This is a genomic window from Actinomadura sp. 9N215 (assembly GCF_044326345.1).
Lineage (GTDB): Bacteria > Actinomycetota > Actinomycetes > Streptosporangiales > Streptosporangiaceae > Spirillospora.
The window spans coordinates 59,943-75,512 of record NZ_JBIRBA010000010.1 but is presented as its reverse complement, the minus strand read 5'-3'; the positions used below and the strand labels follow the sequence as shown (position 1 = coordinate 75,512).

Sequence of the window (15,570 nt, the reverse complement as noted above, 5' to 3'; positions counted from 1 at the left end):
GGGGTTGGTCCTGATCTTCTATTCAAGATTGTGGAGGGGGCGGTTAAAAGCGGCGATCCGGGCCGGGAAGCGCTGCGATGCTGGGCCCGTGGCCGCCGGTACGGTCCAGGTCACCTCCCGGTGAGTTCTTGTCTGTGAAGGGACGCGCGATGAGAGCCCAGGGGCTGAGTCCCTCCATCGACTCGGGCGCCACCCCCGCGGATCTCATTTCGGGTGACGGCCCCGCCGTTCTCGCGCCGGTCGTCCCGTACCGCCGTGGCGTCACGGGGGCGCGGGTCCTGGCCGTTCTGTATCCGGTATGCCTCGCAGTGGCGGACGGCTGGGCGATGGCGGCCGCCGTGTCCCTGGTGCTGCCGTCGCCGGGCGCGGTGCTGCCCGGCGCGGCCGCCGTGTGCGTGATCGCGTTCAATGCCGGGGGCGGGCTGTACCGGCCGCGCCGTAGTCCCTCGCTTCTTGTGGATGCGCCGCCGATCCTCGTCCGGACGCTGGTCGTGGGCGCTTTCGCGGCCGTGCTCCTTCCGGGTGCGGCGCATGAGGCGGCCGTCGCCTGGCTGTGGATGACCTTGGTCGCGGGGGTGCTGGCGCTCGGCGTCCGCGCTTTCGTGAACGCGGCGATCAGGACGTATCGGTGCCGGCGGTCGCGGGCGCGTGCGGCGCTGATCGTCGGGACGGGCGGGACGGCCGCGCATCTGGTCGAGATCCTGCGGGAACGCGGGGAGCTCGGGCTCGTGGCGGTCGGGCAGGTGGCCGCCGGGACGGCTGCGGCGGCGCCGGTTCTTGGGGAGACGTCGGATCTGCCCGCGCTCGTCGAGCGGCACGGGATCGACACGCTGGTCGTGATCGCGGAGGACGTCCATCCGGGCCACCTGGGCACCGTGCTGCGGATCTCGTTCGGGCTGCCGTGCGAGACGCTCCTCGTCCAGCCGCCGTCGGACGTCGTCCCAGTCGCGGCGGCGCGGCGGGAGCATCTCGCCGGGCTGCCGTGCGCGCGCGTCGGGTGGCGGCTGCGCGAGCCGTCGGCGCGGTGGGCCAAGCGGCTGCTCGACCTCGTCGTGGGCTCCCTGATCCTTTGTGCGGCGCTGCCGGTGATCGCGGCGTGCGCCGTGGCGGTGCGGCTGGAGGGCGGTCCTGGAGTCGTCTTCCGGCAGCGGCGCATCGGGCTCGGCGGCGAGGAGTTCGTCCTGCTGAAGTTCCGGACGCTGCGGAAGGTGGACGAGCACGAGTCCGACACCCGCTGGACGGTGCGGGACGACGAGCGGATCGGGCGGGTGGGGCGATTCCTGCGGGCCACTTCGCTGGACGAGCTTCCGCAGTTGTGGAACGTCATCCGTGGCGACATGAGCCTGGTGGGGCCGCGTCCGGAGCGTCCGCATTTCGTGGAGCAATTCTCCCGTAGTTGTCCCGGGTACATGCTGCGGCATCGTGTTCCGGCCGGGATGACGGGGTGGGCGCAGATTCATGGGTTCCGGGGGGACACGTCGATCGAGCTGCGGGCGAGGCTCGACAACCACTACATCGACCACTGGTCGTTCAGCGGGGATCTGAAGATCCTGCTGCTGACCGTCCGGGCGATGATCTTCCGGGACGCGGGATGACGGCGGGCGCGCCGCCCCTAGCCCCGCCTGAGGCGAGCCCGGGCGGGCGGGTGGTTGGTGGTCTGCTCGGGCTGGTGGGTGGTCTGTTCGGGTTGGTGGGTCGTTCGTTCAGGCGGCCTGGTGGATTGTTCAGGCGGCCGAGCTGGTTTGTCGCGGCGGCGGTCGTCAGCATCGGGATTCCGCCCGGCTCGGAGCTGCTCGGCGGCGGGACGCAGCTCACCCCTGGAGACGCCGCCGGTGCCTTGCTGGTGCTCGTCGCGACGTCCCTGCTGGTCGCTGGACGGGTCGAGATGCCGCGAGCGGCGCTGGTGGCGTTCGGGCCGCTGGTCGCCGGGCTCGGGATCAGCACGGTGTGCTCCGCGGACATCGCGTCCAGCCTGCCCGGGTTCGTCCGGTACGTGCAGATCTTCGTGCTGGTGCCGCTGGCCGTCGTCCTGCTCGTGCGGGACCGCCGTGATCTCGCGATCGTGTGCTCGTCGGTGCTCGTCCTCGGGTTCTGGGAGGCCGGGTACGGGATCTGGCAGTCGGTCACCGGGAACGGCGCGTCGATGGGCGGCGCGTACATCCGGGCCGTCGGGACGTTCGGCGCGACCAACGTGATGGCGATGTCCGTGGTGGTCGGGGTGGCGTTCCTGATGCTGACCGCGTTCGCGTTGTTCGCGCCACGGCGGGGCGTCGCGGCCGTCGTGGCCGCGCTGGGCGGGCTCGGCGTGCTGGGCGTCGCGGTGGGGATGTCGCTGAGCCGCGGCACGTGGATCGCGCTCGGCGCCGCGGCCGTCGTCGCGTTGGTCGTGTTCGACCGGTGGACGGCGGTCAAGGTGCTGGCCTGCTGTGCGGCGTTGCTGGTCGTGGCGGTTGCGGGGGTTGGTGCGGGCGGCGGGGGGCAGGCCGTGGTCGAGAGGTCCCGGTCGATGGTCGGGTCGATCAACAGCCCTGATCAGTCGGTGGACGATCGGTACAACCTGTGGGCCGCCGCTGTCCGGATATGGGAAGACAATCCTGGCACCGGGGTTGGTGTTAAGAATTTCCCCGCTTATCGCGATGCTTATGCCGGGATCGGGCTGTCGTCCGGTAGTGAGACGGATGACCCCGTTCATGGATATTCGCGGCAGCCGTTGTTGTCGCCGCATAGCGAGTATCTGCTTTTTCTGTCTGAGCAGGGGTTGGTGGGGTTGGCCGGGCTTGTCGGTCTGCTTGCGGTGATCGTTGCGGGGTTGTGGAGGCGGCGGAGCGTCCGGGATCCGTTCTGGATCGCGAGTGTTGGGCTGGTCACGTTTCTGCTGGTCAACTTTCTGTATGCCGACCTGGGCGGGCCGACGTGCTCGCTGGCGGCGATCGTGCTCGGGGTCGTCGCGTCCCGCGCGTTCGGGGCGGTGCGCGAATGACGTCCGCCGAAACGTCCGCCAACTCTGGTGAGGGGTTTGGTGGGGCCTCCGTCGGACGGGCCGCCGCGCTTTCCGGGGTGCTGGTCGCGGCCGGGACGGGGCTCGGGTTCCTGCGTGATCTGCAAATGGCGCACCTGTTCGGCGCCAGCGGCAGCACGGACGCGTTCCTCGTCGCGTGGACGATCCCCGAGACCGTCTCGCCGCTGCTCATCGAGGACGCCATGGCGCTGCTCATGATCCCCGTGGTCACGCGGCTTCTCGCGCGGGGCGACGGGCTGCGTCCGCTGGTCGGCACGACGCTGCCGCGCATCGTCCTCGGCCTGTCGGTGGTCACGATCGCGCTCGTCGCCGCCGCCCCCGTGCTGGTGGACGCCCTCGCGCCCGGCCTCACCGAGCGGGGCCCGGCCGTGCGGTGCGTCCGGCTGGCGGCGATCACCGTGGTGACGTTCGGCGTCGCCGGGTTCATGAGCGCGACGCTGCGCGCCCACCACCGGTTCGGGCCGCCCGCCGCGATCTACCTCGCGTACAACGTGGGCATCCTCGCGCTGATCGGCGGGCTGTCGGGCACGGTCGGCGTGACCAGCGCGGCGCTCGGCGTCGCCTGCGGCAGCGTGCTGATGATCGCGATCCAGGCGCCGTCGTTCGTCCGCTGCCTTCGCGCGTCGCGCTCCCGCGTGACGGACGTGCAGGACGTCGACGTGTGGGTGGGGCTCGCGGCCGTCGCGCCGGTCGTCGTCTACACGGTGACCCGGCAGGCGCAGGTGTTCGTCGAGCGGTTCTTCGGGTCGGGGCTGGCCGCCGGGTCGATCTCGCACCTGAACTACGCGCAGAAGGTCGCGCAGGTCCCGATGATCCTGTCGCTGATGATCGTCACGGTCACGTTCCCGCGGCTCGCGCGGGCCTCGGCGGACGGCGACACCGCGGCCGTCGCGCACCGCATCCAGCGGGACCTCGCCGTCGCGAGCGCGATGGTGCTGGCCGCGACCGCGTTCCTCGTCGCCTGCGCGCCGCTCGTGATCAAGGTGCTGTTCGAGCACGGCGAGTTCACGGCGGCGGACACGGGGAGCACCGCGTCCGTCATGCGCGTCTACGCCCTCGGCCTCTGGGGGCAGATGGCCGTCGGGCTCGCCGCACGGGCGTTCTTCGCGGGGCGGCGGCCCACGTGGCGGCCCGCTGCCGTGCTGTTCGCGGGCCTGGCCGTCACCGCCGTGATCGGGGGCGCGTTCGCCGCGTCCGGCGGGACGGTCGCGCTGGCCGCCGCGAACGCCGCCGGGATCACGCTCGCCGCCGTCCTCATGCTGGCCGGGCTGCGCACCGGGGTCGCGCCCGTCTCGCTCCGGCGGATCGCCGCCGACGTGGCGCCGCTGGTGCTCGCCGCGGCGGGGGCGTGCGGCGCGGGGCTCGCCGTCGCGGGCGCGGTCGGCGGGCGGCCGCCGGTGATCGTCCAGCTCGCCGCCGGGGGGCTGGTGACCGCGGCGGCGTTCGCCGTCCTGACCGTCCTGGCGGGACCCGGCCTCGTCGCTTCATGGATCGCCATCGGGCCGCCCGGGCCGCGCTTCGCGGCCGGGGTGCGCAGGGTGCTCGGCGCGCTCGTCCGGCGCGGCCGTATCGAATCGGGGGAGACCAGTGAGCCAGCCGACCGAACCGGCACGGGTGACGGAGCCCGCGCCCATGCCCATGCCCGCGCCCGCGCGTCCGGTGGAGGAGATCCGGCCGGCCCCGCTGGTGCTGATGTACCACTCGGTCGATCACTTCGATGAGGACCCGCACCTGGTGACGGTGTCGCCGGCGCGGTTCGGGCGGCAGATGGCCTGGCTGCGGGCGCGGGGCCTGCGTGGCGTCGGCATGCGCGAGCTGCTGGACGCGCACGCCGACGGACGGGCCCGCGGCCTCGTCGGGCTCACGTTCGACGACGGCTACGCCGACTTCGCGACGCGGGCCGTCCCGACGCTGCTGCGGTACGGGTTCGGGGCGACGGCGTTCGTCGTGTCCGGACGGATCGGCACCTACAACGCCTGGGACGACGGGCCGCGCAAACCCCTCATGAACGCCGACCAGATCCGGACGGTGGCGCGCGCGGGCATCGAGGTCGCGTCGCACGGACGGCACCACGTCTCGCTGCCCAGGACGGACGACACCGAACTCCGCGAGGAACTGGAGGAGAGCCGGGCGGCCCTGGAGGAACTCGTCGACGGGCCCGTCACCGGGTTCGCCTACCCGTACGGGCACGCCACGCCGCGCGAGGTCGAGGCGGTGCGCGCCGCCGGTTACGACTATGCCTGCGACATCACCCCGGACGAGCCGGGACGCCACGCGCTGCCCCGCACCTACGTCGGCGACCGGGACGGGCCGCTGCGGCTGCGCGCCAAACTCGTCCGGCACGAGCTGCGCCGCCGGAGCCGCGTGTGACGCCCCGCGTGACGCCGCGTGTGACGCCCTGCGTGACGCCCGGCATGACGCGGCGCGGAACGCGGGTTCTGCACGTCATTACCGGGTTGGAGCATGGTGGGGCTGAACGGCAGCTCGCGCTGCTGCTCCGTCACCTGCCGGTGTGGTGCGAGGTCGCGACGCTTACGCGGACCGGAACGCTCGGTGCGGAGATCCGGCGGGCGGGCGTGCCCGTCCACGAGATCGGCATGCGCGGGAACCGGGACCTGGCGGCGCTGCCGAGGCTGGCGCGGCTGATCCGGCGGGGGCGGTACGACGTCGTCCACACGCACCTGTACCGCGCCTGCGTCTACGGCCGCGTCGCCGCCCGCATGGCCGGGACGCCCCGCATCATCGCGACCGAGCACTCGCTCGGCGACGGCCACATCGAGGGACGTCCCGTGACGCGCGGCGTCCGGGCGCTGTACCGGGCGGCGGAACGGCTCGGGACGGCGACCGTCGCGGTGTCGCCGACCGTCGCGGCCAGGCTGCGCGGCTGGGGCGTCCCGCCCGGCCGGATCGTCGTGATCCCGAACGGGGTCGACGCCGCCGAGTTCGCGTTCGACGCCGCCCGCCGTGCCGCGACGCGGCGGCGCCTCGGCATCGGGCCGGACGAGCCCGTCGTCGGCGCGGTCGGGCGGCTCGTGCCCACGAAGCGGTTCGACCTGCTGATCGAGGCGGTGGCGCGGCTGGACGGCGTCCGGCTGCTGCTCGTCGGGACGGGCCCACTGCGCGGAACGCTCCAACGGCTCGCACACGACACCGGAGTCGCGGGACGGGTCGTCTTCGCTGGTGGGACGTCTGACGTGGCGGGCGCTCTGGCGGCCATGGACGTGTTCGCGGCGCCGTCCGTCCAGGAGACGTTCGGGCTCGGCGTCGTGGAGGCGCTGGCGGCGGGGCTGCCCGTCCGCTATACGACCTGCCCCGCCCTCGACGACGTCCCGCCCGGTGAAGCGCCGTCCGAAGCCCGGTACGTGCCACCCGATGCGCGGATCTGGCGCGCGGAACTCCGGCACGCCCTGCGTGCCCCGCGCGGGGACAGGACGCGCGTGCCGCCGGTCGTCACCGGCCGCTACGCCATCGCCGAGCAGGCCGCCGAACTGGCCCGGCTCTACTGTCCGGAGCCGCCGGTTCAGCGTCCGGGGCCGCCGGAGGGCGGGGTCATTCCGATGCGAGAAAGGGCTCAAGATGCCGCAACGTGACGCCGAGCAGAGACCGCCCGGCACGAAGAGACACGACGGCGGCCGCCACGGCGTCCGGCACGGCGTCCGGCATGGCGGCCGCGCCACGGGAGCCGCGTGTCGCGGGCCGTTCGCCGGGCTGCTCAGGCGGTGGGGGCCGTCGATCGCGTTCGTGCTGGCCGGGTTCCTCGGCGGCCTCGGATACGGCCTGTACGCGCCCGCCACGTACACCGCGTCCGCGTTCGTCCTGGTGGTGGACGACGTCGGCGCCGACAGGTCAGGTCCGGCGGCGATGAGCTACGCGCAGCTGTACGGACGGCTCGCGCCGCTGGAGGAGACGCTCCGGTACGCCACGATCCCGCTGCCGGAGGCACCACGTGGGTCGACGCGCGAGCACGTCCGGGCGACCACGTCACCGGACACGCCGGTGATCGGGCTGGCGGGCAGCGGACGGACGCCGCGCGAGGCCGCCGCGTTCGCCAACGCCGCCGCGGACGCGCTCGTCCAGTACGGGGCGTCCCACCGCGCCGACACCGGCGTCCGCGTCACGCTGATGGGCGGCGCGACGCCTCCGGCCGCGCCGTCGTCGCCGAAGCTCGCGCTCGGCGTCGCGGTCGGCGCCGCGTCCGGGGCACTGCTCGCCGGGCTCGGCGCCGCCGTCCTCAGCGGGCGGCGGCGGCGTCCGTCCGCCGGGGGCCTGGACGGTGACTCCGAACGCCGCCCGCCGCCTGACGCCGTCCTCGCCGGGACGCCAGGCGACCGCGTGGAGGTGGGGTCATGACGGCCGATCTGCCGGGTGTGCGCCGCCGTCGATGGCCCGCCGTCCATGCCTGAACGTGACGGCATCGCGGCACCGGCCGTTACGCCCCGCGCGGGCGGCGCGACGCCGGTGCGGGTGCTGCACGTCAGCCAGCCGAACGCGGGCGGGGTCGCCGTCTACATCGGTCAGGTGGTCGGTGACCAGCGCAAACGCGGCTGGGAGGTCGCGGTCGCCTGCCCGCCAGGCGGTGATCTGCCCGCGCGGTGCGCCGCGGCGGGCGTGCCGTGGTTCAACTGGCCCGCCGGACGCGCCCCCGGGCCCCGCACCCTGCTGGAATCCTTCCGCCTCCGCCGCCTGGTGAAGGACTTCGGGGCCGACGTCGTCCACCTGCACTCCGCCAAGGCGGGCCTGGCGGGACGGCTGCTGCGCCGCCCGCACGGGACGCCGACGATCTTCCAGCCGCACGGCTGGTCGTGGCTCGCCGCGACCGGACGGCAGGTCGCCGTCAGCCGCCGGTGGGAACGGCTCGCGGCGCGCTGGAGCGACGCGCTGGTCTGCGTCGGGGTCGGGGAACTGCGGGAGGGGATGCGGGCCGGGGTGCGCGGGCCGTACCGGCTCGTCCGCAACGGCGTGGACCGGCGCCGGTTCCGGCCCGCCGACGGCACCGCCCGGCTGGGCGCGCGGACCCGGCTCGGGCTGCCGCCCGGCGTGCCGCTCGCCGTCTGCGTCGGCCGGCTGACCAGGCAGAAGGGGCAGGACGTCCTGGTCGCGGCCTGGCCGGGCGTCACGGAGCGGTGCCCGTCCGCGCGGCTCGCCATCGTCGGGGACGGCGAGGACCTGGACGCCCTGCGCCGCGAGCCCGTGGCGGGCGTGCTGTTCGTCCCGGCGGTGCGGGATCCGCGGGACTGGCTGGCGGCGTCGAACGTCGTCGTCCTGCCGTCGCGGTGGGAGGGGCTGCCGTTGACCGCGCTGGAGGCCCTCGCCACCGGACGCCCCCTCGTCGGGACGGACATTCCCGGCATCGCGGAGGTCGTCCGTCCCGGGACCGGCGTGCTCGTGCCCGTGGACGATCCCGCCGCGCTCGCGGACGAGGTCGTCCGCCGGCTCCTCGCCCCCGGGACCGCCGAGGAGGAGGGCCGGGAGGCGGCCGCCGCGTCCGCCGCCTACGACATCTCCCGGACGGTCGCGCTGCTGGCCGCCGTCACCCGCGACGTCGCCGGACTCCCCGGCGTCCTCGGCGTCTCCGGCATCCCCGGCGTCCCCGAGGGGGCTCTGCCCGACGTCCTGGACGTGGGCCCTGCCATGGGGCCCGCCCCTGGCCGTGCTCTTGACCGTACATATTGACCAGTACGGCGAAAACGGCCGAAACAGAAAGAGCAGACAGAAGGGGACGGGTATTTTCGGCGATGTCCGAATGGGGGCCCGCGCGGATGGATATCCCCAACTCGCAGGCGTATCGTAAGGGTTTTGACGGCGGAATTCGCGGGGATATCTCCGCCGCAAGCCGGACGCAAGGAATTATCACGACGGGGAAGGTCGCCGTGCTTCACCATTCGCTGGAACGGGTCCGCTGAGCGGATGTTCTTCGACACGCACGTCCCGGCCGCGCCGCGGCTCGACACCGGCCTGCCCGTCCTGCTGCTGCGCACCGACCGCAACCACTTCCACCACGGGACGCTCGCGGCCATCCGCAGCCTCGGCCGCGCCGGGGTGCCGGTGCACGCCATCCTGGAGGGGCGCGGCAACCCGTCGTCCAGGTCCCGCTACCTGCACCGCGGGCATCCGTGGGCGCCGTCGCCCGCCCGCCCGGCCGCGCTGCTGAGCCACCTGCGCGCGATCGGCGAGCGCGTCGGCGGCCTGGCGCTGCTCGTCCCGCTGGACGACGCCGGAGCCATCTTCGTCGCCGAGCACGCGGACGCGCTGGCCCCCCACTTCGTCTTCCCCCACCAGGCCCCGGACGCCCCCCGCAGCGTCGCCGACAAGCACCTGCTGCTGGACGCGTGCACCCGCTACGCCGTCCAGTGCCCGCCGAGCCGGACGCCCGCGTCCGCCCAGGAGGTGGACGAGGCGGCCCGCGAGTTCGGCCTGCCGCTGATCGCCAAGTGGGCGCGGCCCTGGCGGCGCGGCCCCGGCCTGCGCAGCACCACCCTCGTGCGGACGCTCGGCGAGGCGCACCGGCTGTTCGCCGCGAGCCGCGTCCGCGACCCGGACGGCGACGCGGGCGCGCTCATCCTCCAGCGGCGCATCCCGCCGGAGGGCGGCGACTGGTTCTTCCAGGGCTACTTCGACGAGTCCCTCGACTGCCTGTTCGGCGGGGTCGGCCGCAAGCACCTCGCGCATCCGCCGCAGGCCGGGCACACCGTCGCGGGGGAGTGGGTCGAGAACGCCGAGCTCGAACGGCTCGCGGTCCGGATCGTCCGGCTCCTCGGCTGCCGCGGTCTCGTCGACCTCGACTTCCGGCTGGACGCGGACGACGGCTACCACCTGCTCGACTTCAACCCGCGCCTCGGCGCGCAGTTCCGCCTCTTCACCGACCTGAACGGCCTCGACCTCGCCCGCGCCCTGCACCTCGACCAGTCCGGCCGCCGCGTCCCGGACGCCCGCCCGGCGTTCGGCCGCAACCTGCTGGTGGAGAACCACTACCTCCAGCAATCCGCCACCCGCCCCTTGCACGAGACACGCGCCCTGCTGCGCGAGACCGTCCGCCCCCTGCGAGACACCCCCCGCCCGTTGCGAGAGACCGTTCGCCCCCTGCACGAGACCCTCCGCCCGTTGCGAGAGACCCTCCGCCCGTTGCGCGGGACGCTGCGTCCGTTGCGCGAGGCCGACGAGTTCGCCTGGTACGCCGGCGACGACCTGCCGCCGTTCCTCGCGATGGGCCGGCAGAGCGTGCTCCGCGCCGTCGGACGGCTCCGCACCAGGTAAACCACATACACACGGGGGGAACGAACATGAACGACTCGGCCTGCGACGTCGTCATCGCCGGCGCCGGACCCTACGGCCTGTCCACGGCCGCCTACCTGCAGAACCTCGGCCTCGACGTCCGGATCATCGGGAAGCCGATGCGGTTCTGGGAGGAGAACATGCCGCGCGGCATGTTCCTGAAGTCGGAGCCGTTCGCGTCCAACCTGGGCGCGCCGCACCGGGGCATGGGCTTCACCGACCGGCACCCGGACTGGCGGGTCGGTGAGCCGATCCCCCTGGAGACGTTCGTCGAATACGGGCTCTGGTTCGCGTCCGTGGTGATCCCCGGCACCGAGGACTCGCAGATCGTGAACGTCGAGCGGGGCAACGCGAGCGGATACGTCGTCACGCTCTCCACGGGCGAGACGATCGCGACGCGCACTGTCGTGGTCGCCGTCGGAGTCGGCCCGTTCGCCCACATCCCGGACGAGCTCGCGGGCCTGCCGTCCTGGCTCGTCTCGCACAGCACCGCCCACCGCGACTTCGACGCGTTCGCGGGCCAGGAGGTCGCCGTGGTCGGCGCCGGGCAGTCCGCGCTGGAGACGGCGGTACTGCTGGCCGACGCGGGCGCGTACCCGCACGTCCTCGCGCGCAGGCACGAGCTCGACTGGAACGCGGTGCCCGAGGTGCGGCGGTCCCTGGGGACGAAGCTGCTCGGCGGGCCCCGGTCCGGGCTCGGCGCCGGATACCGGACGTGGCTGTGGGCGGAGCGTCCCGGGCTCGTCCGGTACCTGCCGGAGCGGACGCGGCAGCGGATCGTCCGCGAGACGCTCCCGCCGGCGGGCGCGTGGTGGCTGCGCGACCGGCTGGACCGGCGCGTCCACGTCTCCACCGGCCGGTTCCTGGGGAAGGTCGCCGAGCAGGACGACGGCGTCGCCGTCACCACCACCGACCGCTCGGGCCGCCGCCTCGTGACGGAGGTGGACCACGTCATCGCCGCCACCGGATTCGTCCCGGACGTCGAGCGCCTCACGCTGCTCTCGTCCGACCTGCGCCGCCGCGTCGCGACCCGGTTCGGCGCGCCGGTCCTCAGCCGGGACTTCGAGTCGTCCGCGCCCGGGCTCTATTTCGCCGGGCTCGCGGCGGCGGCCACGTTCGGGCCGGTCATGCGATTCGTCCACGGCGCCGACTTCGCCGCGCGCCGGATCGCGCACCACATCATCCGCGACACGCCGGCCATGCGACCCCCCACGCGCCGCCCCGGCCCACGAAGCGGAGCACTCGCGGAGTGACCTGGCCTACATAGCCGGAGCGCCGACGGAGTGGACCGGCCCGCGGGGTGGAGCGCGGGCGGAGTGAGCCGGTCCACATAGCCGGAGTGCTGGCGGAGTGGACCAGCCCGCAGAGCGGAGTGCTGGCGGAGTGGACCGGTCCGCGGGGTTGGGCGCTCGCGGAGTGAAATGGGAGTGAGGCGGGCCTGAGGGAGCCGGGGTCGATCGGCCGCATTTTCTGGGGGGTCGGCGGCAACGGCCCCGGCTCTCTGCCGGAGGCGGGCGCGTCGGGCGGGGTGAAGAATCTTCCTCCGGTGGCCCGGCTCCAGGACGGCGGGCCGCGGCGGGCCGTCCCGGCTACCGCCAGGGCGGGCGGGACCTGCGGCGCGCGCGCTCGGCGCGGGCGGTGGCCAGGGACCACTGCCAGCGCGAGTACAGCGTCCAGGCGCACGTGCGGCCGCCGCGCGAGCGTGCGGTCTGACCTGCGGAAATGCTGGACAGGACGATGAGCTGGACCTCCGTCCTGGTGACGAACCGGCGCGGCGCCGAACGCCGGCGCGCGGGCCGCAGCCGCATGATCGCGGACGAGGGGTGGGGCATCGCAAACTCCTCGGTCGGGCGGCCGTCGCGGCCCACGGTTCACCGAATGTAGCGCACTCGATACCGTCCGCCATGCGGGTCCTGAACCCCCGCTGGACGGCCGGTGCCGCGCGCCGCGATCCACGGCAAATCGTTAAAGCCCGGCAATACGGGCATCAATGCTCGCGATAAAGCGCGACCAATGGGCCGGTAAATGATCCGGAGACACGCCGGGAGACAAAACAATGGCTCCTTGATCGTGCGTTCCGCGGTGCTACGTTCGTGCCGTCCGAACCACGACAAGGAGGGACCGGCAATGGAGTCCGCACCGATCCGGAGCGGGGCGGTTCGCCCCCTGGGTCGGCCGCGCCGCGCCGCGATTCCGGTCCTTGTCCGCATTATCGCCATCGCCGGTTTCGCGTTCGCCGGCTGGATCGCGCTTTCCGCCCTCGGCGGCCCGGCCTCCGCGGCGTCGCCGACCACTCCGACCGACAACGCCGCCCCCGCCCCCTCAGCGCCGCAGGGCGCTCCGGCCGACAAGGTCGAGTCGTGGGACGGTTTGTCCGGCCGCGTGCAAGAGGTTGGCGACCGTCCGCTGGAGGAGTTCGGGACGCGGTCGGGCGACACGCCAGGCGACGTGTCGGACGGCGCCTGGGAGGCCGGTGACCGTCCTGACCGCGTTGTTGGGACGTGGCGCCACGACCTCCCCGAGCTCCGTGGCTCCGTGCAGGAGATCGGGGACGACCCCGTCCGGTATCTGCAGGAGCGGCGGCACGACGTGTTCGACCGCAAGGACCGGGCCGTCCACGAGTTGAGGGACCTGGCCGACGCGGCCGGGGTGCCGCGTGTGCGGATTCCGGACGTCCGGCGTACGCCCATCGTGGGCGGGCTGGCCGCCGGAGTTGTGGATTCTCGCCCCGTCCTGGACGGTGGCGTGCAGCCCCCGGTCCAGGAGCGGCCGGAGCATGGACGCGCGGAGTACGCGTCGGAGGAGGCTGCGGCTGCGCGGCCCGGTCCCGGTGTGACCGTGCCTGAGGCGCTCGCCGGTGACGCGGGCGACCGGGACGCGGGCCACTGCGCGGGATGCCAGCGCCATCGGCACGGCCCCTTGCTGCCGGTCGACCAGGACGAGCCGTGGAGCGGCTCCGCCGGAGGACACCAGCTCGCGCCCGTCGCCGAGCTGAGGAGCGGCCGCTACCCGGCGGTCCCGCCGGGCGTCGACCCGAGCACTTTTCACCGCACGGCGCTGACGGACGTGTCCGCGCCCCGCGGCCCTTCCGTCGTCCCTGACTAGGGCGACCCCGGACGGCCCGCTCACGCACTCGCGCATCTAACGCACGCACGCGGTCACGCACCTACGCGCTCATGCGCCGCGCGCCCGCCTTCGGCCTGCCGTCCACCGTTCGCCGTTCGTCCGTACCGCTCTTCGCGGTGCTCCGGACGCTTCCCATGATCTTTCCTCGATGAGCAACGGCCTTGCCCGGCCGGTTGCGGGCTGCGCTCACCCGGACGGTGCCGCGCAGCGATCACCACCGAATCACCCAATCGCGAAACACGAGACAGGAGAAACTCCATGCGTATGTGGGCAAGGAACACCGGCCGCGCCGCACTGCTGGCCGCGGGCGCCGTCGCCATCGGCGCGGCGTTCGGGTCCGGGGCCGTCGCCGATACGACGTCCGGCGACTCCGCCGCCGCGCTCAGGGCGTTGCAGGCCCAGGCGAGGGGCGGCGCCGAGACGGCGAACGCCCGCCACGGCGGCGGCGGCGACATGCAGACGTCCGGGAACTTCTCGATCGCCGGCGGCAACCAGGTGCGCGTGCCGATCAGCATTCCGGTGGACGTCTGCGGCAACGCCATCGCGATCATCGGGCTGGCCAAGGCGCAGTGCAAGGGCGGCGCCAAGGTCTCGTCCCACCGCGAGTCCGGCGACGGCTGGGAGGGCTCCGGCTACCGGAGCGCCACCGGCCAGGAGGACAGGGGCAGCGGCTGGGACCTTCGCCACGGCGGGGGCGGCGGAGGCATGGAGACCTCCGGCAATTTCAGCGTCCTGGGCGGTAACCAGGTGTACGCGCCGATCAGCATCCCGATCGACGTGTGCGGCAATGCCATCGCGGTCCTCGGGCTGGCGAAGGCGCAGTGCAAGGGCGGCGCGTCCGTCGAGCGCAAGGGCCACGGCGACCCGAAGATGAAGACGTCGGGGAACTTCAGCATCCTGGGTGGCAACCAGGTGTACGCGCCGATCAGCATTCCGGTGAACGTGTGCGGCAATGCCATCGCGGTCCTCGGCCTGGCGGAGGCGCAGTGCAAGGGCGGCGCGTCGGTCGGGGGCGGCCACGACCCGCTGCCGCCCACGCTGCGGACGCCGCCGAAGAAGAAGGTCTACAAGCCGTCCAAGCACCGGCCCGCCGCCGGACACAAGAAGCTGCCGTCCACCCTGCGAGAGGAGAACTCCAGGATGGCGCGGCCGTCCACCACCACGAGCACGACCACCGACTACCGGAAGGCGGACCGCCTGCCGGGCGTGCAGCGGTTCATCGACGGGCTCAAGCGGTCCGTCAAGGTCCCCGGGGTGGACGTGAAGCCGGGGAAGATCGGCCCGAAGCTGTCGACGAAGGACGGGCTGCCGGTCAAGGTCGGCTCCCCAGTGCTGAAGTGAGTCGGGCATTGGCGCGGGTGACGATCCGCCGCCGATGACCTGCGGGAGGGGGCGGCAGACGTGCCGCCCCCTTCCCTTTGCCACCAGAACCCGGAATCGATGGAAGTGAACCCATGATCGATCGGAAGTCGGTCTCCGCGGCGGCCATCGCCGTCTGCTGCGGGCTGTCCCTGATGGGCGTCCCGCAAGCACACGCGACAACGCAGGCGCCAGCGCAGGTGGGGGCGGTGGGCGCGGTCGCGGCCGAGGCGGCGCGGCCGCGGAAAGGGGCGGTGATCGCGCATCTGAGGATCCGGCGGATGGGCCTGAAGGCCGAGGTCAGGGAGGGTGTCGGCGAGCCGGTGCTGCGGCGCGGCGTCGGGCACTATCCGGGGACGGCCCGTCCTGGGCAGGAGGGCAACACGGTCCTGCTCGGCCACCGCACCACCTGGCTCCGCCCGTTCAACCAGCTGGACCGGATGCGGCGCGGCGACCGGATCGTCCTGCGCGTCGGCCGCACGTCCTACGTCTACAGGGTGCGGAGCAAGCACGTGATCAAGCCGCGGGACCGGGACGTCCTGGAGCCGGTGCCGTTCGACTGGCGCAGCGCCCCGGACGGCGAGTACGTCACGCTCATCACCTGCACCCCGAAGGGCTCGGACCGGCGGCGTCTCGTCGTCGTCGGCAAACTCGCCGGCACGTCGAAGCGCGGCACCTGACCGCACCAGGCCGGACGCTGAGCCCCGCACCCCAGGCTCAGCGTCCACCGCCCCCGCGCCCCAGCCGGCATCGATTGCCGTCGAGTTTCTGGCGCTGATCCGTCGTTCTCGGTC

At 73.5% G+C, this 15,570-nt stretch carries 13 protein-coding genes; 12 read left to right on the top strand and 1 reads right to left on the bottom strand.

Translation table 11 applies throughout. The features are described from left to right. Positions 1-149 precede the first annotated feature (149 nt). The 9 genes from ACH34T_RS18300 to ACH34T_RS18260 all read left to right on the top strand — a co-directional run bounded on the left by ACH34T_RS18300 (position 150) and on the right by ACH34T_RS18260 (position 11,544). Entirely contained in the window at positions 150-1,595 is a 1,446-nt protein-coding gene (locus ACH34T_RS18300; protein ID WP_395993352.1) for a sugar transferase, read from the top strand. A 125-nt stretch (positions 1,596-1,720) separates the two neighbouring features. After that, positions 1,721-2,980 (top strand): O-antigen ligase family protein, encoded by a 1,260-nt coding sequence (locus ACH34T_RS18295; RefSeq protein ID WP_395993351.1) that lies wholly within the window; start codon positions 1,721-1,723, stop codon positions 2,978-2,980. Beyond that, on the top strand, positions 2,977-4,740 hold the full coding sequence (locus ACH34T_RS18290) for a lipid II flippase MurJ (protein ID WP_395993350.1): 1,764 nt from the start codon (positions 2,977-2,979) through the stop codon (positions 4,738-4,740). The genes ACH34T_RS18295 and ACH34T_RS18290 overlap by 4 nt, the downstream gene beginning before the upstream one ends. Further along, positions 4,652-5,389: a polysaccharide deacetylase family protein gene (locus ACH34T_RS18285; protein WP_395993349.1), complete on the top strand. Its 738-nt coding sequence runs from the start codon at positions 4,652-4,654 to the stop codon at positions 5,387-5,389. Before ACH34T_RS18290 ends, ACH34T_RS18285 begins: the two co-directional genes overlap by 89 nt. Positions 5,390-5,397: 8 nt before the next feature. Then, positions 5,398-6,609, top strand: coding sequence for a glycosyltransferase (locus ACH34T_RS18280; RefSeq protein WP_395993348.1), 1,212 nt, complete (start codon positions 5,398-5,400; stop codon positions 6,607-6,609). After that, positions 6,596-7,369: a hypothetical protein gene (locus tag ACH34T_RS18275; protein ID WP_395993347.1), complete on the top strand. Its 774-nt coding sequence runs from the start codon at positions 6,596-6,598 to the stop codon at positions 7,367-7,369. The genes ACH34T_RS18280 and ACH34T_RS18275 overlap by 14 nt, the downstream gene beginning before the upstream one ends. A 45-nt stretch (positions 7,370-7,414) precedes the next feature. Beyond that, complete coding sequence (locus ACH34T_RS18270) at positions 7,415-8,692, top strand: glycosyltransferase (protein WP_395993346.1); 1,278 nt, start codon at positions 7,415-7,417, stop codon at positions 8,690-8,692. A 234-nt stretch (positions 8,693-8,926) separates the two neighbouring features. Next, entirely contained in the window at positions 8,927-10,273 is a 1,347-nt protein-coding gene (locus ACH34T_RS18265; RefSeq protein WP_395993345.1) for an ATP-grasp domain-containing protein, read from the top strand. A 26-nt stretch (positions 10,274-10,299) separates the two neighbouring features. Further along, positions 10,300-11,544, top strand: coding sequence for an NAD(P)-binding domain-containing protein (locus tag ACH34T_RS18260; protein ID WP_395993344.1), 1,245 nt, complete (start codon positions 10,300-10,302; stop codon positions 11,542-11,544). Positions 11,545-11,880: 336 nt separating this feature from the next. On the opposite strand, the gene ACH34T_RS18255 is transcribed toward ACH34T_RS18260, so the two are convergent. Beyond that, positions 11,881-12,123 (bottom strand): hypothetical protein, encoded by a 243-nt coding sequence (locus tag ACH34T_RS18255; protein ID WP_395993343.1) that lies wholly within the window; start codon positions 12,121-12,123, stop codon positions 11,881-11,883. Positions 12,124-12,418: 295 nt separating this feature from the next. On the opposite strand from ACH34T_RS18255, the gene ACH34T_RS18250 reads away from it, so the two are divergent. From ACH34T_RS18250 to ACH34T_RS18240, 3 genes are all read left to right on the top strand, one after another. Next, positions 12,419-13,396: a hypothetical protein gene (locus ACH34T_RS18250; RefSeq protein WP_395993342.1), complete on the top strand. Its 978-nt coding sequence runs from the start codon at positions 12,419-12,421 to the stop codon at positions 13,394-13,396. Between the two features lie 279 nt (positions 13,397-13,675). Then, positions 13,676-14,758, top strand: coding sequence for a chaplin family protein (locus ACH34T_RS18245; protein WP_395993341.1), 1,083 nt, complete (start codon positions 13,676-13,678; stop codon positions 14,756-14,758). A gap of 113 nt (positions 14,759-14,871) precedes the next feature. After that, positions 14,872-15,456 (top strand): class E sortase, encoded by a 585-nt coding sequence (locus ACH34T_RS18240; protein ID WP_395993340.1) that lies wholly within the window; start codon positions 14,872-14,874, stop codon positions 15,454-15,456. Positions 15,457-15,570: the final 114 nt, after the last annotated feature.

What these genes read in the sequence shown, in the direction of transcription:
- ACH34T_RS18275 (WP_395993347.1), top strand. Translation starts at nt 6,596, where the DNA reads ATGCCGCAACGTGACGCCGAGCAGAGACCGCCCGGCACGAAGAGACAC.
- ACH34T_RS18240 (WP_395993340.1), top strand. Translation starts at nt 14,872, where the DNA reads ATGATCGATCGGAAGTCGGTCTCCGCGGCGGCCATCGCCGTCTGCTGC.
- ACH34T_RS18290 (WP_395993350.1), top strand. Translation starts at nt 2,977, where the DNA reads ATGACGTCCGCCGAAACGTCCGCCAACTCTGGTGAGGGGTTTGGTGGG.
- ACH34T_RS18245 (WP_395993341.1), top strand. Translation starts at nt 13,676, where the DNA reads ATGCGTATGTGGGCAAGGAACACCGGCCGCGCCGCACTGCTGGCCGCG.
- ACH34T_RS18285 (WP_395993349.1), top strand. Translation starts at nt 4,652, where the DNA reads ATGCCCATGCCCGCGCCCGCGCGTCCGGTGGAGGAGATCCGGCCGGCC.
- ACH34T_RS18255 (WP_395993343.1), bottom strand. Translation starts at nt 12,123, where the DNA reads ATGCCCCACCCCTCGTCCGCGATCATGCGGCTGCGGCCCGCGCGCCGG.
- ACH34T_RS18265 (WP_395993345.1), top strand. Translation starts at nt 8,927, where the DNA reads ATGTTCTTCGACACGCACGTCCCGGCCGCGCCGCGGCTCGACACCGGC.
- ACH34T_RS18250 (WP_395993342.1), top strand. Translation starts at nt 12,419, where the DNA reads ATGGAGTCCGCACCGATCCGGAGCGGGGCGGTTCGCCCCCTGGGTCGG.
- ACH34T_RS18270 (WP_395993346.1), top strand. Translation starts at nt 7,415, where the DNA reads ATGCCTGAACGTGACGGCATCGCGGCACCGGCCGTTACGCCCCGCGCG.
- ACH34T_RS18260 (WP_395993344.1), top strand. Translation starts at nt 10,300, where the DNA reads ATGAACGACTCGGCCTGCGACGTCGTCATCGCCGGCGCCGGACCCTAC.
- ACH34T_RS18300 (WP_395993352.1), top strand. Translation starts at nt 150, where the DNA reads ATGAGAGCCCAGGGGCTGAGTCCCTCCATCGACTCGGGCGCCACCCCC.